Source organism: Streptomyces celluloflavus (genome assembly GCA_000720995.1).
Classification (GTDB): Bacteria; Actinomycetota; Actinomycetes; order Streptomycetales; family Streptomycetaceae; genus Streptomyces; species Streptomyces celluloflavus.
Genome location: JOEL01000003.1, coordinates 87,107 through 108,237, shown reverse-complemented (window position 1 = coordinate 108,237; position 21,131 = coordinate 87,107). Strand labels below are relative to the sequence as shown.

The following is a 21,131-nucleotide window of genomic DNA, read 5'->3' as shown; positions in this document are numbered from 1 at the left end:
GGCGGCGGAGAGGTGTCGGCGCGCGGTGTTCTCGCCGGGCAGCGCCGTGGATCACCCTGGGGTCCGGGGCCGCCCTCCGGGATACTCGTCATCATGCGTACCGACTTCGACCCCGCCGCTCTGCCCCGTAACGAGTTCTACCGGCTGTTGACCGCGGTGGTCGTGCCGCGCCCCATCGCCTGGGTGTCGACCATCGGCCCGGACGGCGTCGCGAACCTGGCTCCGCACTCGTTCTTCACCATCGCCAGCGTGGCGCCGCCGGTGGTGCAGTTCACCTCTGTCGGCCGCAAGGATTCGTTGCGGAACATCGAGGCCACCGGGGAGTTCGTGGTGAACCTCGCGCCGGAGGGGATGTTCGAGCAGATCAACGACTCCGCCGTCGATTTCCCGCACGGGACGAGCGAGTTCGAGGCGGCCGCGATCACCGCCGAACCGAGCCTGCGGGTCGAGCCGCCGCGGGTCGCGGCCTCGCCCGTGGTGCTGGAGTGCGAGGCGTACAGCACGCTCGGGATCGGTGACTCGACGATCGTGTTCGGACGGGTGGTGCACGCGGCCGTAGCGCAGGACGTGCTGGTGGACGGCCACCCCGCGATCACCCGGCTGCGGCCCCTGTCGCGGCTCGGCAAGAACGAGTGGGGCACGCTCGGCGAGGTCCGGGAGATGGCACGCATCCGGTACGCGGACTGGCAGGGCCCTGACGGCGGCCGGTGAGCAGCAGGGGAGAGGCCGGCCGACTGTTCCGATCGGCTTCGCCCGGCGGCCACTTCCGGCGCGGCGCGGTATCCGGGACGCTGGGGTGACGGGCGCCGGCCTTCGCCGGGGCCCGCCGGGTACCGGATCCCTGGAGTCGCCGTGATCGCTCCCGTCCTCGCTGCCGCACCGGAAGATCCACCCAACCCCGCTCCCGCGGCGGCGCCGGTCAGCCGCCGCTCCGCGCTACGGGCGGCGGCCGCCACGGCGGTGGCCGCGCCGGTGGCGGCGTATGGAGCCGGGCCCGCGTCCGCCGCCGACCGCGGGCCGGGGCTCCGGGTGATGACCTTCAACCTGCGGTATGCGTCGGACACCCCGCCGCACTCCTGGGCCGAGCGCCGCCCCGTGATGCGGGCACTGCTGCGCCGCGAGGCCCCGCACCTGCTCGGGACGCAGGAGGGGCTGTACGGGCAACTGCGCGATATCGCGGCGGATCTCGGCCCCCGGTACGACTGGGTGGGGACGGGACGGGGTGGCGGGAGCCGGGACGAGTTCGTGGCGGTCTTCTATGACGTACACCGACTCGTACCGGTCGAGTACGACCACTTCTGGCTCTCCGCCACGCCACTCCTGATCGGCTCGGCCACCTGGGGAAACACCGTCGTACGGATGGTGACCTGGGTCCGCTTCCGGGACCTGCACGCGGGCGGCGAGTTCTACGCCCTGAACACCCACCTCGACCACGCCCACCAGTACGCGCGCGAGCGGTCCGCCGCGCTGATCACCGAACGGCTCGCCGCCCTGGATCCCGCACTGCCCCGGATCGTCACGGGGGACTTCAATGTCGCGGCGCACCGCAACCCCGTCTACGACGCGATGCTCGGCGGCGGGACCCTCGTGGACAGCTGGGACACGGCCGCGCGGCGCAGCGCGCAGTACGGCACCTTTCACGGCTACCGGCCCCTGGTACCGGACGGCGACCGGGTCGACTGGATCCTGACCTCACCGGGGGTGCGGACCCGGCGCGCCACCATCAACACGTTCGCCGAGCACGGCCGGTTTCCGAGCGATCACCTGCCGGTGCAGGCGCTGCTCGACCGGTGACCCGTGGGGGCCGGGCGCGCGGGTCAGGGGCGGGAGGCGGTGGAGCCGCGGACGCGCAGGCCGTCGAGGAGTTCCCGCGTCGCGGCCGCCACGCTCTCCACGGCGCGGTCGAACACCTCGCGGTTGTGGGCGGCCGGCGCCCGGAATCCGGAGACCTTGCGCACGTACTGCACGGCCGCGGCCCGGATGTCCTCCTCGGTGACCTCGGGCGTGACGGGCGGACGGAGGGTCTTGATACTGCGGCACATGCCTCCAGTCTCCCTCCCGGCGGCCGGATGCGGGGCGCCGGGCTCGGATGCGGGGCGGTCGCACCCGTGGGCGGCGGCGGGCGTGGTTCAGCCCAGCCCGGTGACCCGCATCGTGATGTTGAGACGGCCGCCGGCCATACCGCACGCGGGGTCGCCGCTGCCCGGCCGGACCTTGGGCACCCCGTGGTAGGCGAACCGGGACGGCCCGCCGAAGACGAACAGGTCACCGGAGGCCAGCTCGACGTCGGTGTACGGCTTGGTACGCGTCTGCGTGTTGCCGAACCGGAAGACACAGGTGTCGCCGATGCTCAGGGAGACCACCGGTGCGTCGGACCGCTCCTCCTTGTCCTGGTGCATACCGAGCCTGGCCTGGCCGTCGTAGAAATTGATCAGCGCGGTGTCCGGTGTGTAGCCGTCACCCGCCGCCGGGTCCTCGTACGCCTCGGCCACCGCGCGGCGGCCCAGCCCGACCATCCACTCCGGGAACGCGGCGACCCGGGCGCCGTTCACATCGTCGGCGGTGCGGGTGTACGCGTACGGCTGCCAGTGCCAGCCGATGCACACCGTCTGGACGGACATCGTGCCGCCGCGGGGGAGTCTGGTGTGCCGGATCGGGACCGGACCGCGCGCCCAGCCGCGGCAGGCGGCGACGAGTTCGCGCTGCTGCGCCAGGGTCAGCCAACCGGGGACGTGGACGGCGCCGGGCGCCAGCTGCCGACGGCCCGGGGCGTGGCCGACGGCCGCCGGGGCACCACGGCCGCCGGAGCCAGCGCCGGAACTTTCGCCGAGGGCCTCTCCGGCGGGTGCTGAACCCACGGGTCCCCCGAAGTCCTCGAAACCGGGGAGCGGTGTGCTCATACGTGTCTCACCCGTCTCGTCCCCCTCGTCCGCCGCTCTCGTTTCGTCCCGCCGGGTACCGGTCCGCCGCACCACGCCGCCGCTCGCGTCCCGCTGCTCATATCAGCGTGCCACGCGGGCGGCGGTCCGGGCCAAGACGCCCGAGGTAGGCGGCGGCCGCCGGGTGCCGGGCGGTCGCTCGGCGGAGCCTCGTGCGCGGCGGCGCGGTCGTGTCCGCGCCCCCGCGGTCGGCTGCCTGGTGGTCGCCTGGGCTCTCTTCCAGTCTGCGGGTCCGGGGGCGGCCCGGCTGGCGGAAATCGGACGTCACGGTGGGCGGTCGACCGGACCTCACGGGAAGCCACGGTCCGCCGCCGGACGCCACGGTGCGGCACGCCGAGGGCGCGCCGCACCGCCGTACGGGCTTCGCGTGAGACCGGTGCCAGTGGTGGACGGAACCGCCGCTACTTCAGATCGACCTGGAACACCTTGTCCGAGCCGGGCCCGGCCTTGCCGTTGTTGTCGGCGTTGGTGGTGGTCAGCCACAGGGAGTTCTTACCGGGGACGGTCTCGACCGTGCGCAGCCGTCCGTAGTCGCCGGTGTAGTACGCCTTGGGGGTGCCGGCGGTGGTGCCGTCGACCGGGATGCGCCACAGGCGCTGGCCGCGCAGGGCCGCCATGTAGATCGCTCCGTCGGCGTACGCGACCGCGCTGGGCGATGCCTCGCTGACCGGCCACTGCCGCTTGGGGTTGGTCATCCCGTCGACGGAGCAGGTGCCTTCGCAGGTGGGCCAGCCGTAGTTCTTCCCAGGCTCGATGAGGTTCAGTTCGTCGTACTTGGCGTCGCCGAACTCCGCCTCCCACAGGCGGCCTTGGGCGTCCCAGGTGATGCCCTGCGGATTGCGGTGGCCGTAGGAGTAGAGCAGCGTGCCGAAGGGGTTGCCGGGGGCCGGTTTGCCGTCGGTGGTCATCCGCAGGATCTTGCCGTTGAGCGAGGACTTGTCCTGGGCCAGCTTTCGGTCCTGGGCCTCGCCCGTGGTGGCGTAGAGGTAGCCGTCGGGGCCGAACTTGAGGCGTCCGCCGTCGTGGTACTTGTTCTTCTTGATGCCGTCGACGAGCACCTTGTAGCCGCTGAGCTTGCCGCCGTTGAAGGTCATCCGCGCGATGCGGTTGCCTTCCGAAGCGGTGTGCATCAGATAGACGTAGTGGTCGGTCTTCCAGGACGGCGATACGGCGATGCTCAGCAGGCCGCCCTCGCCGCCCGTGGTGACGACGTTCGGTACCTTGCCGATCTCCTTCTTCGTGCCGTCCTGGGCGAGCGTGAAGACCTTGAACGTATCGCGCTCGGTGATCAGGGCCGAGCCGTCGGGCAGCCAGCTCAGGCCCCATGGGATGGACCAGTCCGACGAGATGGTCTTGATCGAGCCGGGTGCCGAGGTGAGGCCGGGCGCCGTGGCAGCGGCGGCCGCACGGCCCGTCGCTGCGGCGGCGCCTCCGGTGGCGCTGTTCGTCGTGGTCGTGGCGGCACTGTGCGGGGCGGTGGCGGCGCCGCCCGTGCCGGCCGCGGCGATGAGCAGGCCGGTGGCCAGAGTGGCGGCGGCCACCGCGGTGAGGGAGGCGTGCCGGGCTGTGGTGGTGCGCATGCGCATGGGGGGTCCTCCGGTCAGGCAGATGTGACGGGGTGTTCCCTCGGGGGCGGGCATCAGCGGCGCCAGGCTGATAGGAAAGTTTCCTAATGGTCCGGCCCGGAAACTACTGCGCCCATGGGCAGGGGTCAAGGGACGGGAAGGTAGGACGTATCTCCCCGCACGTCGGGGTGAGTTGGCGTCCGAAGATCTTCGGACCGGGTGTGTGCCGTGGGAGATGCTGCTGAAGTGCGGGGTGAGCAGGCGGATTGCCGGTGCGGGGAGTTCACCGCAGAGACGTGATCGCTCCATAGGTCGGATCATTTTTTGTTCCGCCCCATTGACCGCGCCCCCCAAGCTCGGGATTCTGCAGAGCAGCACCATGCAACACACGGCAACGCCATGACAACGCACCGCCACACGACATGGCCGGCGATCCGCCGGCGGCCGGCGCCCCCGGGCCGTCGGCGGACCGGGCCGTCGGCGGACGCGCAAGCGGCACGCGCCCCCTCCGCGGACCGGGCGGCGTCGGCCGCCCCGGCCCACCGTCCCCGGCCACCGGGCGGGCGACGACCCTCGGACGAGCGCGGTGCGGGCGACCGCGACCGACCCCCACACGAAAGGCTGGACCCCACATGAACGACGCCATGGAGCAGCCCCCGCGGAACTCGCAGCCGCCGCACACCCCCGGCCCGGCCGCGCCGCACGGCGAGCAGACCGCCTGGCAGGCCCCGGACTACACGGTCATCGAGACCGCGCTGGAAGTCACCGCCTACTCCCTGAACGCCCGCTGACCGCCCCGCCATGCTGTTGCGGGTGCTCGGCACCGCGGCGGGTGGCGGCGTGCCCCAGTGGAACTGTGCGTGCCCCGGGTGCACCGGGGCACGCGCCCATCCCGACCGGCGCCGCCGCCACGCCTCGCTCGCCGTACGAGCCGACGACGACCACTGGTATCTGATCAACGCCACCCCCGATATCGCCGACCAGATCGAGAGCACGGCCGCGCTGCACCCGGGCCCCGCCGCGCGCCGGACCCCGGTGGCGGGCGTGGTCCTCACCGACGCCGAACTCGACCACACCCTCGGCATCGCCCGGCTCCGCGAGGCCGACCGCATCGAGGTCCTCGCCACCGGCCGCGTCCGCACCGCACTCTGCGAACAAGCGCACCTGGACGCCGTCCTCACGCCGTACGCGGACCTCGTATGGCGGGAGCTGGGCGCGCGGCCCGTTCCGCTGCGCGAGGGATTCGACGTCGAGATCAGCGCCGTCCCGGTCTCAGCCAAGCGCCCCCGCTACGCGGCCGCGGCCCCCGGCCCGGCCGGACCCGACGCCGGCCCCGAACCGTGGGTCGTCGCCCTGCGTCTGCACGACCGCCGCACCGGCGGCACCGCCGTCTACGCGCCCGCGCTCGCCGCCTGGTCCGACGCGTTCCAGGACGCGCTGGCCGATGCCGACTGCGTCCTGGTCGACGGCACGTTCTGGGACGACGACGAACCACGCCGCAGCGGATTCTCCACCCGGACCGCGACCGGTATGGGCCATCTGCCCATCGACGGGCCGGCCGGCACCGCCCGCCGGCTCGCCCCGCTCGCCGCCCGCTGCCTCTACACCCACCTCAACAACACCAACCCCCTCGTGGACCCCGGAGCGCCGCAGCACGAGCGGCTGGCCGAACAGGGGCTCGCGGTGGCCGCGGAAGGCATGGAGATCGCCCTATGAGCACGCCCTTCGAGGAGCGGCTGCGGACCGTGGCACGCGACAGCTACCACGACCGACACCACTTCAACCTCCGCATGCACGCGGGGGAGTTGACGCCGGAGGAGCTGCGCCGCTGGATCCGCAACCGGTTCCACTACCAGCGCTGCATCCCCGTCAAGGACGCCCTGATCACCGCGAAGCTGGGCACACCGGAGCTGCGCCGGATGTGGCTGCGCCGGATCCAGGACCACGACGGGCAGCGGGAGGGCGAAGGCGGCCTGGAACGCTGGCTGCGGCTCGGCGAAGCGGCCGGACTCGACCGGGCGCTGCTGCTGGACGAGGCGGGCGTGCTGCCGGGCGTACGGCTCGCCGTCGACGGCTACGTCAACTTCTGCCGGCTGCGCTCCCCGCTGGAGGCGGTCGCCGCCTCGCTCACCGAACTGTCCGCCCCGGACATCATGCGCACCCGTATCGACGCCTTCGAACGGCACTACGGCTGGATCGACGCGGAGGGGCTCGCCTACTTCCGGGGCCGGCAGGCCCAGGGGCGGCGGGACAGCAAGGAAGCGCTGGCCCTCGTCCTGGACTGGGCGCGCACCGACGCCGAACAGGACCTCGCGGTCGCCGCGCTGACCTTCAAATGCCAGGTGCTGTGGTCGCTGCTGGACGCCGTCGAGCGCGGGGAGCGGCCATGACACGGTGGTGCCCCGCCCTGGCCCCCGCCGTCCAGTTGCGCCACGACCAGGTGCGCGACACCGATCTGCTGCTCCTGCCGGAGCGGGTCGTCGTCCTCGAAGGGAGCGCGGGCGCCGTACTGCGGCTCTGTGACGGGGTGCGCGCCGTGCCGGACATCGTGGCGGAGCTGGCCGTGCGGTACCCGGATGCTCCGGTGGCGGCCGAGGTGCCGGCGTTCCTCGGCCGGATACGCGCCGAAGGCTGGCTGCGATGACCGCGCCCGGGGAGCGCCCGCCGGAGCCCGCCGCCCCGCCTGGGGCGCCCCTGCCGCCCCGCCCCTGGGCGCTGCTCGCCGAACTCACCCACGGCTGCCCGCTGCACTGCCCCTACTGCTCCAATCCGCTCGAACTCACCCGCAGATCCGCCGAGTTGACGACCGAGCAGTGGGTGGACGCACTGCGCCAGGCCGCCGGTCTCGGCGTGGTCAGCGCCCATCTCTCCGGCGGGGAACCGCTGCTGCGGTCCGATCTGGCGGAGATCGTCGCGGCGGCCGACGGCGCCGGTATCCACACCCAGCTCGTCACCAGCGGCGTCGGCCTCGGCCGCGACCGCCTCGGCCGCCTAGCCGACGCCGGGCTGCGCAGTGTGCAGCTGTCCGTCCAGCACGCCGACCCGGGTGCCAACGACCGTATCGCCGGGCGCCGCTCCTTCGCCGCCAAGGAACGGGCCGCCGCCCTGGTCCAGGACTCCGGGCTGCCGCTCGGCCTCAACGTCGTCCTGCACCGCCACAACCTCGACGCGCTGGACGAGCTGATCGATCTCGCGACGGCCTGGGGCGCGGACCGTATCGAACTCGCCAACACCCAGTTCTACGGCTGGGCGCTGCGCAACCGCGCCGAACTGCTGCCCTCCCGCGAGCAGCTCGCCCGCGCGGAGCGGACCGTACGGCGCCGCCGCGCCGAGCTCGCCGGACGGACCGAGCTGGTCTGGGTGGTCCCCGACTACTTCGACGGCAAAGCCAAGCCCTGTATGGGCGGTTGGGGAGCCGTCTCGCTCACCATCACCCCCGACGGAACGACGCTGCCCTGTCCGGCCGCCGCCGTACTCCCCGGACTCGACGCCCCGAACGTCCGGGACCGGCCGCTGGCCTGGATCTGGGACCACTCCCCGGCGTTCACCCGCTATCGGGGCACGGAGTGGATGCGCGAACCGTGCCGCGGCTGCGCGCTGCGCGAACAGGACTTCGGCGGCTGCCGCTGCCAGGCGTTCGCGCTCACCGGCGACGCCGCGGCGACCGACCCGGCCTGCCGGCTCTCCCCGGACCACGCCCTCGTACGCGACCTCGTGGCCGCCCCGCCCGAAGGGGCCTCCGCGGGCCTGGGCCGGCCGCGCAAACCCGCCCGGCGCGCCCCGGCCGCCCCGAAGGGGGCGAGATGAACGCCCGGTTCCGCGGTGCGCTGACCGCCGCGCTCCTCGCCTGCGCCGCCCTCGTGCTCCCCGGCCCGCCCGCCGCGGCGGCGCATCCGGAGCCGGGCACCCCCGCGCGGCAGGCGGCGACCACCCGGCCGGGAGCGGCCACCGACTGGTCCGTGGCGCTGATCGACTCGACCCTCGCCCGCTACACCCCGGCGACGATCGGCGGCTGGTCCTACCCGGTCGGCCTCTACCTCTACGGCCAGTACCTCGTCTACCTGCGCACCCACCAGCAGCGCTATCTCGACTATCTCAAGGAGTACGTGGACCGGTTCGTCGACAGTGCGGGCAACATCGGCCAGGGCTTCAACAGCCTGGACAGCATGCAGGCCGGCCGGCTGCTGGTCATCCTGCACCACGAGACCGGCGCGGACCGCTACCGGATCGCCGCACACAAGATCCGCAAGCGCCTGGACAGCTATCCGCGCACCGCCGACGGCGGCTTCTGGCACGCCACCACGAGCAGCCGGGCACACCAGCTCTGGGGCGACGGGGTCTACATGGTCACCCCCTTCCTCGTCGAATACGGCAGGGAATTCGGCGACACGCAGTACGCCGACGACGAGGCGGCCCGCCAACTCGACGTCTACGGCACGCATTTGCAGAGCCCGAACGGCCTGCTGCGCCACGCCTACGACGAGTCCGGGACCGCCGGCTGGGCCGACCCGAAGACCGGACAGGCGCCCGAACAGTGGTGCCGCGCCGTCGGCTGGTACGCCATGGCCGATGTCGACGTGCTGGACGCGCTGCCCGCCGGCCATCCGCGCCGCGCCCGGCTCACCGGCATCCTGCGCAAGCTCGCGGCGGGCCTGGAACGCACCCAGGACCCGGCCACCGGCCGCTGGTTCCAGGTCATGGACAAGGGGGACCGCCCCGGCAACTGGACCGAGACCTCCTGTACGAGCATGTTCGCCTTCGCACTCTCCCGTGGGGTGCAGCAGGGCTATCTGGACCCGCACTACACGAAGGTCGCCCAGCGGGCGTACACGGGCGTGCTGCACAGCATCTCGCTCGGCGCCGACGGGCGTACCAACCTCACCGGTATCACCGTCGGCACCAATGTCGGCGACTACGCCTACTACATCGACCGCACCCGGGCCACCAACGACTTCCACGGTCTGGGCGCCTTCCTGATCATGTCGGAACAACTGCGGGCGAGGTGACGCACATGAGACGAGGGACGGCCCTCGCGGCTCCGCGTACCAAGGCGGCCACGGTGCTCCTGGCCGTACTGACCCTGCTGTTCGGCGCGCTCGCGCTGCCCGGCACGGCACACGCCGATCTCCAGCACCCGCGCCAGGAGTTCCTGCGCGGTTCGGTCTCCGGGCTCTTCCTCCACTGGGGGGAGCGGACCGCGCCGCAGCACACCAGCTGCGCCGGCTGGGAGAAGGACGTCACCGACGGCGGATGGAATCCGGACTACTGGGTGAAGGAGGCCGGCAAACTGCACGCCCAGTACCTGGTGCTGGCGACCTTCCACAGCCGGCTCGGCTACGCCAGGCCCTGGCCGTCGGACATCCCGGGGAGCTGCCACACCCGGCGGGACTTCCTCGGCGAGCTGATCACGGCGGCCAAGGCCCGCGGTCTGAAGGTCATGCTCTATATGACCGACGACCCGCAGTGGCACGACCAGGGCGGCCATGAATGGCTGGACTCGGCCGGCTACTCCCGCCACAAGGGCCGCGATATCGACCTCACCACCCGGGAGGGCTTCGGCGAGTTCTCCTACGACAACTTCTTCGAGGTCATGGACCGCTACCCCCAGCTGGGCGGTTTCTGGATCGACAACGACAACGACTACTGGCTGACCCACCACCTCTACGAGCAGATCTACAGCAAGCGCCCGGACTACACCCTCAGCAACAACAACGAGGACACGCCGATCATGGACATGATCAGCAATGAGCAGAAGACCGGCATGTCCCCGGCCTACGACTATCCGCAGGCCATCTACACCGCCGCACCCCGGCTGACCGAGGCGGACTTCAAACTCCCCGCCACCGGGGCCTGGTGGTACGACGGATCCGATCCGGACGTCGACCGCAAGCTCACCCTGGGCCGCCTGGTCACCAACGCCGGTTCCTCGATCAAGGCCCTGATGGCCGAGACCGCGCAGGTCAACGGCCGTTTCCCGGCCAAGCAGGAAGCCTTCAACGCCTTCGCCGACGGTTATCTCGACGCCATCTGGGAGTCCCTGCACGGCACCGAAGGCGGCGGCTATCTCCACGGCGGCCTCGCACCCGGCTTCTGGAACGACGGCGCCCACGGCGTCACCACCGTCAGCGCCACCGACCCCGACCGCCACTACCTTCACGTCATCACCCCGCCGTCGAAGCCCACCCTCCGGCTGCGCGACAACGGATACCGGGTGGCCGAGGTGACCAACCTGCGGACTGGCGCGCGGATCCCCTTCACCCAGTCCGGCGGCTACCTCTCCCTGACCGGCCTCGGCGACTGGGATTCGTACGACACCGTTTTCAAGGTCCGTACCGCGGGACGCCAGGGCATCCTGCCCGCCTCCTCGTACACGATGAGCGCCGGCGCCGCGGCGAGCGGACACCCCGCCGCGGCGGCCGCGGACGGCGACTACCTGACGTACTGGGACAACGACCGCACCCTGCCGGTCTCCCTGGACTACGACCTCGGCGCCGCCCGGAAGGTGCGCTACCTCGGCCTCAACCAGCGGGAGGACTCGGTCAGTTACGCCCGCTCGGACACCGAGCAGTCCGCGCGGATCAAGGACTACCGGGTGTACGCCAGCCAGGACGGCAAACACTGGGGGAGCCCCGTGGCGAGCGGCACGCTCCCGAGCCGGCGCGGCGTCTCCTTCATCGACCTTCCCGCGACCACCACCCGCCACCTGCGACTGGAAGTCCTCAGCACCCACGCGGCCGCCACCGACACCAAGCGCTACCGGCGGCTGCGCATCGACGAGAGCTGGCTCGGGACCGCCTATGCGACCCCGGCGGCAATCCGGGCAGCGGCAACGGCCCCGGTACCGAAACCCATTTCGTCCCCGGGTGGCCGACCGGGCCGCCCGGCATCCTGAGATGACGCTGCCGCCGCGGACGGGGGTTTCCGCGACGGCAGCCGACCGGGCGGGCCGCAACGGCCCGCCCGGGGTGTGTCCTCAGGGGTGGTAGCGCTCCGCGATCTCGGTGGCGAGACCATCCCGGACCGTCACCCGGACCCGGATAGCGTCCATCTTGGACGCCTTCTCCAACTGGGCCTCGGTGCACGGCGAGGTGCCGTAGCCGTGGCTGTCCACGGTGACGTTGCCGTTGGAGGCGCAGATCCCGGCGGCGCCCAGGGTCTTGGTCTGCGGCCCGATGAAGAACGCCTGCTCGGGGCCGGACGACGGGGTGACCGTCAGCTTGCCCGGCGCCAGGTAGTTGAGGACGCCCTCCCAGGTGCCGACCACTCCCTTGCCCCGGGACGCAGAGCCGCCACCGTTCGTGGACCCGCCACCGTTCGAGGACCCCGCCCCGGCACCGGATCCGCTCGCTCCGGAGTGCCGGGCACCACTGCCGCCGCCGGTGGCGCCCGCTCCGCTCCCGTGGCTCTGCCCGCTTTCCGGCGACTTGCCGCCGCCGTCGGACCCGTTCTTGGCCGGTGTGGCCGGAGCTCCGTCGGACGGCGCCTGACCAGGAGTGCCGGGGCTGGACGCGTCCGGGCTCGCCTTGACGCCGTCCCGATCGTTCTGGCAGGCGGTCAGCGACAGCGCGGCGACGGCGATCAGCGATGCTGCGGCGATCCGGCGCCCCCGCCGGAGCGACGAGCGGGCGGTGGTGGTGCCGGTGGCGGCGGTGTCGGTGGTGGCGGTGTTCTTCCAGGACATGGGATCCCCCTTGCGCGCAGGCGACTGCATGGTGGTTCGGTGGCTCTCGGAGATCCGGTGTCTTCCCGGCCATCTCCGTGCCGTGTACATGCATCAGTCTGGGCGGAGCCACTGTTGATCCACTAACGCCCGGCCGGTCGCTCCCTAACGTCCGGCTAACGCGGTCGCCGGGCGCCGCCCTGGGAGAAGGACCTGGCCGACTGCTCTCGGCCCACCGCCCTGTCCGGCGGAGTCTGCGGGCCGGCCACGATCCTGCCCCTCCCGACCCCGGCTCCGTCGGGGGACCCGCACACCGCCACGACCATCGTCTGTCCGGGTGTCGCCTGTCTGCCCATCGCCCGACCGGGCATCGCCGTGGCGCGTTACGCCGCCTCGACGACCGGCTTACGCGCCGCGTGCGTCCAGACCTCCAGCAGCACCGCGTACTCCGCCATGTCCTGCGCCGTCCACGCCGCACCGCGCCGGGTGCGCACAAAACGCCGGATCGATTCGTTCGCTTCGGAGGCCGGAACGACCGTAGTTGTAGGGGTAGAAGGAGTTGGGGACATGTGAGACATGCTAGGGGCAGCCACTGACAATGCACCGTCCCGTGCGCCGGCCGAACGCCCCGGACACGCACCCCCGTTGCGGCCCTGACGCCTTCTCACCTCTCTGACCTGCGGAGATCATCGGGCATTCGGCCCGGTTGCCCTGCCTTCATGTGTTCAGTCCCACACGCTCCGCGTTCGGCCCCGCGCCACCGAGCGGACACCGGACGCGGAGCGCGAGCGATCACGGGACGAAGAGGCAGAACGGGTGCCCCGCGGGGTCGAAGCAGACGCGTACGTCGTCCTGCGGCTGCCACCCGGCCCGCGTCGCACCCAGCCCGACCGCGTACGCCTCGGCCTCGTCGAGATCGTCGACGCGAATGTCGAGATGCAGCATCTTCTGCTGCTCCCCGGGCCGTTCCGGCCACACCGGGGGCCGATAGTCCGGCTCGGACTGGAACGACATCCCCGTGCCGCCCTCCGGCGGCCCGAGCAGCACCCAGTCCGGCTCGCTCAGTCTCACCTCCCACCCCAGCAGTCGCCGGTAGAAGTTCGCGAGCGCCCGCGCGTCCGGACAGTCCAAGACCACCGTCGCCAGCACGCACCGCGGCCTGCCGGCAGCCACCTCGCCACCGTTCGCCATCAGCCCTCGCCGCCCGTCCCCTCGCCCTCACCCGGACGGACCGCCGGGCTCGTTCCCTCCCACGCCATGCCGCCCCACCGTTCGCTGCGTCGCACCGCCTCGTTCGCGACGCGCCGCCGCGACACACCCCACTCTCCGGCGCGCCGGACGCCGCAGCCACGCCGTCCGGGCAGGCTGGTCCCCACCAGAGAAGGAGCGTACGCATGGCGAACAGCGCCGAGAAGATCATCGAGGCCAACGGCATCGACCTCTGCACGCAGGCATTCGGCAATCCGGCGGATCCGGCGATCCTGCTCATCCACGGTGCGTCGGCCTCGATGCTGTGGTGGGAGGAGGCACTCTGCGAACGGATCGCGTCCGGCGGCCGGTACGTCATCCGCTTCGACAACCGGGACACCGGCAGATCGGTCAGCTACCCGCCGGGCCGGCCGGGGTACACGCTGGCCGATATGGCGGACGACGCGATCGGCATCCTGACCGCCCTCGGTATCGACCGCGCGCACCTCGTGGGACGGTCGATGGCCGGTGGGATCGCGCTGCTGGCCGCGGAGCGGTACCCCGACCGGGTGGCGTCCCTGACCCTGGTCTCCACCAGTCCGGGCGGCCCGGACCTGCCACCGATGTCGAAGGAGTTCACCGACTACGTCGATGCCGGCGGCCCGGATCCCGCGGACCCCGCGGCCGTGGTGGAGTTCATCGTCGGCCTGCTGCGGATCTACGCGGGCGGCTCACCGCACTACGACGAGGCCGGTGTGCGGGCCCTGGCCGCCCGCGACGTCGCCCGGACGCGCGATCTCGCCTCGTGTTTGACCAACCACTTCGTCATCGACTTCGGCGCGCTGACCGGCCTCCGCCTGGACGAGATCACCATCCGCACACTGGTGGTGCACGGCGCACAGGACCCCGTCTTCCCGCTCGCCCACGGCGAAGCCCTGTGCCGCCTCCTTCCGCAAGCCGAACTGCTGATCATGCCCAGAACCGGCCACGAGCTCCCGCCATCCCTCTGGGACACCGTTGTACCGGCCCTCCTCCACCACACGTCCCAGACCTCCGCCCCGCACTGACCCGCCGTTGTCAGTGGTCGCCCGTACCGTGGTTCCCGTCACCATCCGAGCTGCTGGCGCTACTCGGACCCGGCCCCGCCCCCGTGACAGCGCACGGGGGCGGGGCTCGCTCGCTCCCTCCCTGTCCCTCCCTACGTCTCGGTTGTCGGCTGTGGGCTGGTCACGATCTGTGTGAGCGCGTCGTACCACCGGTGGGTTGGTTGACCGGTGGGTCGGACTACCGGCGGGCCGGCGGCTTGGTCTGTGCGGCTGAGCGGCTTGAGTGAGGGGCAGGTGCCGCCGTCCGCACGGGTTCAGGGGGCAGGCCCATGGCCGACAACTTGCCTGCTCCACTGATGAGTACCGGACGGCCGCCGATCCCGCACGAGCCCGTTGCGCCCCTTCAGGCGCTTCCCTTGGCATCAACACCGCCTTGGATCACGGCACTTCGACTGCAGGCGTCACTCTCGATGCGGCCGCCTCGTACGGATTCCAAGCAGCGGCGGTGATCAAGAGTCAGTCCCCGCCCGAATAGGCAACCAGGCGTGGGCGGTTCACGATGTTGATCGCTCGTTTATCGGAAGTTGAATGACTCTGCCCATACTCACGGCGTTCCAGTGCATCTCCCTTCCGCTTGTATCTCCCTTTCGCTTCATCCCCTTCCGTATGGAAAGCAGGGAAGCTCATGCGACGAATAGCACTGACCGCCGTCTGCGCGGCCACCACGACGGTGGTCGTCCTCGGCCAGACCGCTGCCAGCGCGGCCCCGACAGGCTCTGCTCCAGCCCACTCCGCCCCGGCCTCGACGGTCGTCACCGCCACCAACCAGGCGTCGGCCGCGAAGCTCGACGCCTACTGGACGCCGCAGCGCATCAAGAACGCCAAGCCGCTCGTCCTGCCCAAGCCGAAGGCCGTCGAGGCCGCCGAGAGACCCGACGCCAAGCCGGGCAAGCCCAGACTCGTCCCCGCCGCCGCTCCCAAGGGCGGGCCGGACCTGCGCGCCAAGGCCGAGGCCAACACCAAGGCCGCCGCGGGCCCCAGCGTCTGGTCCACCGTCGGACGGCTGGTCTTCAGCATCCCCGGCAAGGGCGACTACCTCTGCACCGCCAACGTCGTCAACAGCAACAACCACGACGTGCTCGCCACGGCCCGGCACTGTGTCATGGACATCGACACCGGCCAGACTTACACCAACTTCCGCTTCGCGCCCACCTACGACCGCGGCAACGCGCCCCATGGCTGGTGGAACTGGCGTTCCATGGGCTGGCGCGTGGACGACAAGTCCGCCGGCGGCGACAACGCCTTCATCGTGCTGAGCACGGGCGGCAACGACGGCCGGCACGTCCAGGACGTGGTCGGCGGCACGGGCATCGGCTTCAACTGGGACTCCCACAACTACGCCCACGCCCTCGGCATCCCCGGCGACAAGGACTACGCCGTCTGGTGCGAAGGCGCACCCTACGACGCCCAGCAGGGCGGCGTGAGCCTCAAGGTCTGCAACGGCCTCTCGGGCGGCGCCAGCGGCGGCCCGTTCGTCGTCAACTACCAGCCCGACGGCTCGGCCGTACAGACCGCCAGCTACATGGGCTCCTGGGGCGACGCCTACTGGGCCTACTACCGCGACGCGGCCTGGCAGGTCTACAACGGCGCCCAGAACGCCTGACGCACTGCTGCAACCGTGCTCATGGCGACGGGGCACAGCGGGACGGCTGTGCCCCGTCGCTGGTAGTGGCTATTCCTGCGCTGAGGTTGGGGCGGCGTTGAATTCGGGACCTGTACTGCGTGGTGGCTGGGCTGTGGATAGGGTCGGTGGGGGCGTTTCGGGGTGGCGGGTTGGCTTGGGAGTACGCGCTCTGTTGGTCAGGATGGGCGGAGGGGAATGCGGATGTGTCCGCTATGCCCTGTTCGCCGGATTCCGTGAAAGTGCCTGAAACTCGCGTCGGCCGGTGGTGAATCCGCAGGTCGCGCCTTGTGGTCCCCGCGCATGCGGGGATGCTCCCGGGCCGTACCTCCGGCGGCCCCGCGGCCGTTGGTGGTCCCCGCGCATGCGGGGATGCTCCCGGCACACGGAGTGCATGCAGCTCCCAGCTCAAGTGCTCCCCACGCACGTACACGTGGGGCACTCTCGGCCGCGTCGCCACCGCTGGGCGCAATAGGGATCGGGGCGCAACGTCCGCCACGATCTGACGGGCGTGCTACGTGAGACAGGGGTGCCGCACCGGACGGGCAGAAGGGGGCAAGCAGTCCGTGAGACGGTGCTAAAAATCCTCGCCTTTCCCTACAACAACCACCCTGGATGCAGGGGGGCAGCGACTGAGACCACACGGACACACGATCCGCACCGAGCCGAGCAGCAGGGACTGAACGCACCTGCCGGAGGCCGGCCGATACCCTCCCAGGGCTGGACGGCCTGTCGCGCCTACGGTGGTCTCGCCGAGTGACTGCGCGAGTGCGCTGACGAAGGCTCAGCTACCCCAACCCCCTTGAGAAGAAGGAGTGTTTGTCGTCCCAAACCGCAGAACTGAATGCTCAAGCTCTGAGCCGGTGCGACCTCGGGAGACGATGGGTTCCGCCCCGGCAACACGCCCTTCTGTCGGCCGGGAGCAGTTGACATCCATACCGTCCATGCCGGCACCGGAGCTTGACCCGGCGTCATCCGCGTACGGTGCCACCGACGCAAACTCACCGGAATCGTCCGCAGGAATGGCCACAACGGCACCGGCCGGTTGCTCGTAGCCATTGCCGAACTCCAACCGACAACGGCTGCTTGATCTCACACGTGCAGACGTAGCACTCGGGGCGTCTTCGGCGTGCGGGCGTATCGCTGATCCTCGACACAACGAAGGTCCCGACCAAGCTGATCGGGACCTTCGTCGTACTCAGAGGCGGAGCCTGGCGGTGGAACGGCGCCGGCCCCAGATATGGGTCAGTCGACAGCTAGCCGTGCAGTCGCTGAGCGCTCACGCGCGTCGCACCGCAGCTGTTCGGATCGCGGTCAGAGAACCAGGCCCAAGCCAAGTCCAAGGCCCAAGCCGATGCCGTGGTGCCACCGGTGGCCGTAGCCATCCCAGCCATGGTGCCCCCAGCCATGGTGCTCCCAGTTATGGTGCTCCCAACCGTGGTGCCCCCGGTCGGAGTCCGCGGCCCGGGTGACTGACTGGACGGGCGTGTGAGTCGGAGCGGCGGCTGCCGCGATGCCGGACAGGGGGACGAGAGCAGCCGTTGCGAGAACTGCCGAAGCGACGGCACGTCCTACGAGCTTGCGCATCTTTGTCTCCTTGCGCGTTGTGATGGGACGAAGATGCTCTACCCGTCACTCTTTTGACGTATCACCCGAATAGCCGGGTAATTCCGTTCGATTGAAATTTCATTCGAATGATCACTTAATTTCATAGAGGATGCCGGAATCGGAATCCGAGGTTGACCCAGCAGGCTGGCGTGGCATGGAACGGCAGCATCCGGAATGCTCAACTTCCCTCCGACCGGCGCGCGATCCGGCGGCGCATCCTCGCCGGGGACGGCCGTCCGTGCGTTGCCATCGCGCGCGACGGCGGATGCTGCCCTGCGACCACTGCTCTGAGGTCGATCACATCGGCGAGCGTCGTGGCCGCCACGACAACAGCCTTGAGGTGCTCTGCTCATGGCGCCGAGAGAAGAAGACCGCAGGAGTCGGCGGCTGTCGGTGGCGCAGACCTCGGCCGCGACGCGTCAGGCTGACCGAGGCACGTCCCAGGGCTGCGCCAATCACCGCGTCGTCATGTACTTCATGCATGTTGATCTCGGCGAGACCCAGGGAGGGACTCAGTGATCACGAAATCGCGACCGTAAGCCATAGGCGCTCCGGTTCCGGTTCTGTACGGGTCTGAGGACTCCGGGTCATCGGGGAGCGCATATCGCTCATATGGCCCTGCGGCCGCGAGAGCATGGCCGCCGAAATGGCCGGGGCAGGACCGGTGCCCGAGGTTCCGAGCCGGCGGGTGCGTCACCACAAGGGGGCGGAGTAGAGGATCCCGAGGCGAGCGAGCCGAGGCGCCAGCCCTTCCGGCCTTCAAGATCGAGCTGGAAGGGTTTCTGGTCGCGTTCGGCCGGCCCGCCTGGACGGTCGAGCGGTGGGAAATGTGGCGTGCCTGCACGCGGGCTGAGCACTTCGGCGGAACGGACCGGGACTTCTCCTCAACACGGCGATATCTACGCGGAGTACGGGCTCGGTGGCCTGTTGCCCGCGGCTGAACTGCGGCTGCCGCGGGTGGCGAACTGCGATGCGACGCCGGAGGGCGGGGCCCGACCTCGTATGACGTTCGACGAGGCAGACGAGGCAGACAAGGAGGATGAAGCCAACGAGGCCGACGAGACCGACGAGGACATCGAGACCAACGGCGGCAAGGCATCCTCTGGCGCGGACGTGAACCTAGCGCCTGTACGCGGAACTGCGCGCCATCAAGCCGCAGACCAGCTCCGATGGATCGGGCGTTCGGCAACGGCCTTGGCGCTACTCCAGCTGTTCGGCGCCGAGTTCGTGACGCATGGCGGCGCGTAGCTTCGTGAGCGCCGTTTCGTACTCCGCTCGGCCACCCGAGTACGCCTCGTCTCCCGCCAGAGCCCCGGCAGCGGCGTGATCCCGTACGTCGCGGAGGCGTCGGAACGCGTCCTCCGATGCCGCAACGACGGCAACGGAAGCTGTGATCGACATCTGGTAGCGAATCTCGTAGCAGGGAGCGAAGCCGTCGCGCGCGGCCCTCTCCCGTTCCGTGGGACCGAGGTCCGCGTCGCGGGCGAGACTACGAAAGACGTTACGTGCCTTCGACAAGCTCGCGAGGTATTCGCCGTAGAGGGCACGGCGGGTATCGCTGATGCGATCGCGCTGATCTCGACGCCACCGGTGGCGGTCCAGGTATGCGCTGGAGAGGGTGGCTATGACTGCCCCGACGGTCGCGCTGACAAGCGCTGTCCACTGCATGACGGGACGGTAGGCGGACACCTTCACGCAGCGGGAGCCGACAACCGGCCGGGGAAGGATGCCCTGGAGCGGACCCTCGTACCCCGGCGAACCGCCCACGCCGGTTCAGTCGGCGCTGGGCTGCAATGCCGAAGTACCGATCGTGCCGTACGGGTAGGCGGCCGGTGAGCCGCTGGGGTTCACCGACGAGCAGGCGACGTTCGTGCTTCAGCTGTACGCGATCGATCTGCGGTTCGAGGGATCGGGGCTGGCGGACGGGCGTTGAACAACGACCGGCGGGTCGGCCGCTCGGTGCCTTCCCGGCCGCCGGTTGGGGCCAATTCGCCGCTGGCGGCTGCTCTGTGCTGGTCGGGGGTCCCGCCGATGCCCTGCCGGACGGCCGGGACGCGGACGGCGAACCAGGCGGTCGGCCGTGGCCCTCTTCGGGGAGCAAGTTCGACGCGAAGGCACAGATCGTCGCTGTCAGCCCGAATCAGACGGCGAACGCCTGCATTCCGCTGCTGAGGCAACACAGAACGCAACGCGACGGCGAACGGGAAATTAGACATCGAACCGCTGGACACGTTCGTGAACGTGCCGCGAGGCCGGATCGATCCGGTGGGCATATCGGGCACGTCGCATGCGGGGTTCCGGCCGGTGTTGTCGGCGCTGGATCAGACCGAGCCGTGGACGCCGACGAATGGCGCGCGTCGGCTGGCGGATGTCATTCGCCGCAGCCTCGGCAAGGCCAAGGCTGTTCTGTTGAGACGCCGAATGCGTTCGTCCCTGGTGCGCCGGGGGCCTGGCAGAGCGGTCGTTCGGAGCGCGAAAGAGCCGGCTCGACGGCAAGACCACAGCGGGTGATGACCTGCTGTTCGACCACTGCGAGGCACCTCCGGAGACGGACCTGTCTGACGAGCAATCCCTCTTGGAGGGTTTGGCCACCGCGGATGGCGGCTCGGCAGACTGGGCAGGCGGCGGGGCGATCGGCGGCGCCCGCTGAACGGGTACGGGGATCCGGACGCGGGGCCGCTGGACCCGCGCAGCTACTGCCTGAACCAGGTCACCCACGCGACCGACTCATGGCTGACACAGCCGGAACGGGCTGGCCGTGTGGTCGTGGACGCGGTGGTGGCGGATGGTGACCCGCTCGTTCTCCGGGGGCGCCGTCGATGGCCCGGACCGCCGACAAGACAGGCACGCCGTGGACGGCGCCGGCCGGTGTGACGGCGGGTTTCCGGCCGTTCTTGCGCCTGCCCGGAGTGGCGTACAGGGCCGCGTGCAGGTCGGCGCCGCAGCTGGCGTTCTGATGCCCGTCGAAGTTCGGTGGCCAGGCTCTGGATAGCCCGTCAGCGAAGATGACCGAGTCGATCAAGTCCGGTGCCATGGGGTGTGCGATCGAGGAGGTATTCATCATCCTCCTCGGGCCGCTGATGAGTGCGGTGAGTAACGCCCCTGGCATGGTCAGCAGCATCTTCAGCACTGCGCAGGTGATCGGAGGGGGATTTCTCGGGGTTCTTCGGAACATCGCTGACAGGCTGAACACAGAGCTTTCCTGTGTGGACGTCCAGGACAGCCTGCTGGTGCTCCTTACGACGATGGGGTAACTCGCCGCCATGGCAGTTGTGTTGCCGGCGCAGGATGAACAGAAGGGGCGGGATGCCCGCGGCGCCTTGTAGCGGGAGTTCGAGGCGATCGGTTGGCGGAGCGGGTCCGGCGCGAGTGTGAGCGGCAGGCCCGCCTCCACCAGATGGCCGTGCCCGATGCGATGAGGATGCTGGCTGCGGCGATTTCGCT

The 21,131-nt window shown here is 70.6% G+C and carries 20 protein-coding genes; 13 read left to right on the top strand and 7 right to left on the bottom strand.

All coding sequences use genetic code 11. The annotated features are described in order from the left end of the window. Window positions 1–93: 93 nt before the first annotated feature. Both IH09_RS03940 and IH09_RS03935 read left to right on the top strand, forming a co-directional pair. Window positions 94–711, top strand: coding sequence for a flavin reductase family protein (locus IH09_RS03940; protein WP_052854010.1), 618 nt, complete (start codon window positions 94–96; stop codon window positions 709–711). Between the two features lie 249 nt (window positions 712–960). Next, on the top strand, window positions 961–1,794 hold the full coding sequence (locus tag IH09_RS03935; protein ID WP_404827228.1) for an endonuclease/exonuclease/phosphatase family protein: 834 nt from the start codon (window positions 961–963) through the stop codon (window positions 1,792–1,794). Window positions 1,795–1,817: 23 nt separating this feature from the next. Here IH09_RS03935 and IH09_RS03930 read toward each other — a convergent pair whose 3' ends face one another. From IH09_RS03930 to IH09_RS03920, 3 genes are all read right to left on the bottom strand, one after another. Beyond that, complete coding sequence (locus tag IH09_RS03930; protein WP_052854008.1) at window positions 1,818–2,042, bottom strand: DUF2277 domain-containing protein; 225 nt, start codon at window positions 2,040–2,042, stop codon at window positions 1,818–1,820. Between the two features lie 87 nt (window positions 2,043–2,129). Beyond that, the gene (locus tag IH09_RS03925; protein ID WP_110952053.1) at window positions 2,130–2,900 is read right to left on the bottom strand and encodes an alpha-ketoglutarate-dependent dioxygenase AlkB family protein; all 771 of its coding nucleotides are present in this window, start codon (window positions 2,898–2,900) and stop codon (window positions 2,130–2,132) included. A 440-nt stretch (window positions 2,901–3,340) separates the two neighbouring features. Beyond that, window positions 3,341–4,519, bottom strand: coding sequence for a PQQ-dependent sugar dehydrogenase (locus IH09_RS03920; protein ID WP_052854461.1), 1,179 nt, complete (start codon window positions 4,517–4,519; stop codon window positions 3,341–3,343). Between the two features lie 617 nt (window positions 4,520–5,136). Here IH09_RS03920 and pqqA point away from each other — a divergent pair. Genes pqqA through IH09_RS03890 form a run of 7 tightly spaced genes read left to right on the top strand, consistent with a single transcriptional unit; the run spans window position 5,137 to window position 11,396 of the window. Further along, window positions 5,137–5,295: a pyrroloquinoline quinone precursor peptide PqqA gene (gene pqqA / locus IH09_RS36585; RefSeq protein ID WP_190233198.1), complete on the top strand. Its 159-nt coding sequence runs from the start codon at window positions 5,137–5,139 to the stop codon at window positions 5,293–5,295. 10 nt (window positions 5,296–5,305) lie between these two features. Continuing rightward, window positions 5,306–6,220: a pyrroloquinoline quinone biosynthesis protein PqqB gene (gene pqqB, locus IH09_RS03915; protein ID WP_052854006.1), complete on the top strand. Its 915-nt coding sequence runs from the start codon at window positions 5,306–5,308 to the stop codon at window positions 6,218–6,220. Continuing rightward, complete coding sequence (pqqC, locus tag IH09_RS03910; RefSeq protein ID WP_052854004.1) at window positions 6,217–6,894, top strand: pyrroloquinoline-quinone synthase PqqC; 678 nt, start codon at window positions 6,217–6,219, stop codon at window positions 6,892–6,894. Before pqqB ends, pqqC begins: the two co-directional genes overlap by 4 nt. Continuing rightward, entirely contained in the window at window positions 6,891–7,148 is a 258-nt protein-coding gene (gene pqqD / locus IH09_RS03905) for a pyrroloquinoline quinone biosynthesis peptide chaperone PqqD (protein ID WP_052854002.1), read from the top strand. The genes pqqC and pqqD overlap by 4 nt, the downstream gene beginning before the upstream one ends. After that, window positions 7,145–8,311: a pyrroloquinoline quinone biosynthesis protein PqqE gene (gene pqqE / locus IH09_RS03900; RefSeq protein WP_052854000.1), complete on the top strand. Its 1,167-nt coding sequence runs from the start codon at window positions 7,145–7,147 to the stop codon at window positions 8,309–8,311. Before pqqD ends, pqqE begins: the two co-directional genes overlap by 4 nt. Then, window positions 8,308–9,510 (top strand): glycoside hydrolase family 88/105 protein, encoded by a 1,203-nt coding sequence (locus IH09_RS03895; protein ID WP_052853997.1) that lies wholly within the window; start codon window positions 8,308–8,310, stop codon window positions 9,508–9,510. The genes pqqE and IH09_RS03895 overlap by 4 nt, the downstream gene beginning before the upstream one ends. A gap of 5 nt (window positions 9,511–9,515) precedes the next feature. Next, on the top strand, window positions 9,516–11,396 hold the full coding sequence (locus tag IH09_RS03890) for a discoidin domain-containing protein (protein WP_110952051.1): 1,881 nt from the start codon (window positions 9,516–9,518) through the stop codon (window positions 11,394–11,396). Window positions 11,397–11,477: 81 nt separating this feature from the next. On the opposite strand, the gene IH09_RS03885 is transcribed toward IH09_RS03890, so the two are convergent. The 3 genes from IH09_RS03885 to IH09_RS03880 form a co-directional block, all read right to left on the bottom strand. Further along, window positions 11,478–12,185 (bottom strand): hypothetical protein, encoded by a 708-nt coding sequence (locus IH09_RS03885; protein WP_052853994.1) that lies wholly within the window; start codon window positions 12,183–12,185, stop codon window positions 11,478–11,480. 362 nt (window positions 12,186–12,547) lie between these two features. Beyond that, complete coding sequence (locus tag IH09_RS36580; RefSeq protein WP_110952050.1) at window positions 12,548–12,733, bottom strand: hypothetical protein; 186 nt, start codon at window positions 12,731–12,733, stop codon at window positions 12,548–12,550. A gap of 223 nt (window positions 12,734–12,956) precedes the next feature. Beyond that, window positions 12,957–13,337 (bottom strand): VOC family protein, encoded by a 381-nt coding sequence (locus IH09_RS03880; protein WP_242640581.1) that lies wholly within the window; start codon window positions 13,335–13,337, stop codon window positions 12,957–12,959. Window positions 13,338–13,558: 221 nt separating this feature from the next. On the opposite strand from IH09_RS03880, the gene IH09_RS03875 reads away from it, so the two are divergent. The 3 genes from IH09_RS03875 to IH09_RS38780 all read left to right on the top strand — a co-directional run bounded on the left by IH09_RS03875 (window position 13,559) and on the right by IH09_RS38780 (window position 18,935). Next, window positions 13,559–14,419, top strand: a complete 861-nt coding sequence (locus IH09_RS03875; RefSeq protein WP_052853989.1) for an alpha/beta fold hydrolase — start codon at window positions 13,559–13,561, stop codon at window positions 14,417–14,419. A gap of 664 nt (window positions 14,420–15,083) precedes the next feature. Further along, the gene (locus IH09_RS03870; protein ID WP_052853986.1) at window positions 15,084–16,061 is read left to right on the top strand and encodes a hypothetical protein; all 978 of its coding nucleotides are present in this window, start codon (window positions 15,084–15,086) and stop codon (window positions 16,059–16,061) included. A 2,460-nt stretch (window positions 16,062–18,521) separates the two neighbouring features. Further along, window positions 18,522–18,935, top strand: a complete 414-nt coding sequence (locus IH09_RS38780; protein WP_190233197.1) for a hypothetical protein — start codon at window positions 18,522–18,524, stop codon at window positions 18,933–18,935. On the opposite strand, the gene IH09_RS03865 is transcribed toward IH09_RS38780, so the two are convergent. Further along, window positions 18,888–19,355, bottom strand: a complete 468-nt coding sequence (locus IH09_RS03865) for a hypothetical protein (protein ID WP_052854459.1) — start codon at window positions 19,353–19,355, stop codon at window positions 18,888–18,890. The two genes, IH09_RS38780 and IH09_RS03865, sit on opposite strands and share 48 nt — an antisense overlap. Before the next feature lie 1,337 nt (window positions 19,356–20,692). On the opposite strand from IH09_RS03865, the gene IH09_RS03860 reads away from it, so the two are divergent. Further along, window positions 20,693–20,941, top strand: coding sequence for a hypothetical protein (locus tag IH09_RS03860; protein ID WP_052853984.1), 249 nt, complete (start codon window positions 20,693–20,695; stop codon window positions 20,939–20,941). Window positions 20,942–21,131 lie beyond the last annotated feature (190 nt).